Origin of the sequence: Micrococcus sp. HSID17227 (genome assembly GCF_003989405.1) — a bacterium.
Taxonomy (GTDB): domain Bacteria; phylum Actinomycetota; class Actinomycetes; order Actinomycetales; family Micrococcaceae; genus Micrococcus; species Micrococcus luteus.
Window position 1 is genome coordinate 1 of the sequence record NZ_RBLN01000505.1, and the last position, 619, is coordinate 619.

Genomic DNA, 619 nt, shown 5'->3' on the forward strand with positions numbered 1-619 from the left:
TGACGGCCCGTTCCTCGCCCGCGGCGTGGGCGTGGCCGCGGGCTTCGCCTTCGCGGTGTCCCTGGGCGAGTTCGGGGCCACGAGCTTCCTGGCGAGCCCGTCCGCGCCCACCCTGCCGGTGCTGATCGCCCGGCTGCTGGGCCGGCCGGGCGCGGACAACTACGGGATGGCGCTCGCGGCGGCCACGGTGCTGGCCGTGCTGAGCGCCGGGATCATGCTGGTGTGCGAGCGGCTGCGCCCCCGGGGCCCGGCCGGGGCGGGAGGTCTGTGATGACGCCGACGACGACGGGGGCCTCCCTCCGGCTGCGGGATGTGGCGATCCGCTATCCGGACGGCTCCACCCCCGTGCGGGGGACGGACCTGGACGTGGCCGCCGGGGAGATCGTGGCGCTCGTGGGCGCCTCCGGCTCGGGCAAGTCCACGATCCTGCGCGGGATCGCCGGGCTCGAGGACGTCGTGGCGGGCACGGTGGAGCTCGACGGGCGGGACGTGGCGGCGGTGCCGACGCACCGCCGGGGCGTGGGGATGGTGTTCCAGGACGGGCAGCTGTTCCCGCACCGGACCGTGGGCCGGAACGTGGCGTACGGCCTCGAGTCCGCCGGCTGGGACCGGGCCCGGC

1 protein-coding gene and 1 pseudogene are annotated in these 619 nt (G+C 77.1%); both read left to right on the top strand.

What is annotated here, in order from left to right; all coding sequences use genetic code 11:
• Positions 1-271 (top strand): annotated as a pseudogene (locus tag D8M29_RS12945) (iron ABC transporter permease); the annotation flags it as partial.
• Positions 271-619, top strand: a 349-nt coding sequence (locus D8M29_RS12950) for an ATP-binding cassette domain-containing protein (RefSeq protein ID WP_127446064.1), incomplete at its 3' end; no start/stop codon positions are given. The pseudogene D8M29_RS12945 and the gene D8M29_RS12950, both read left to right, overlap by 1 nt.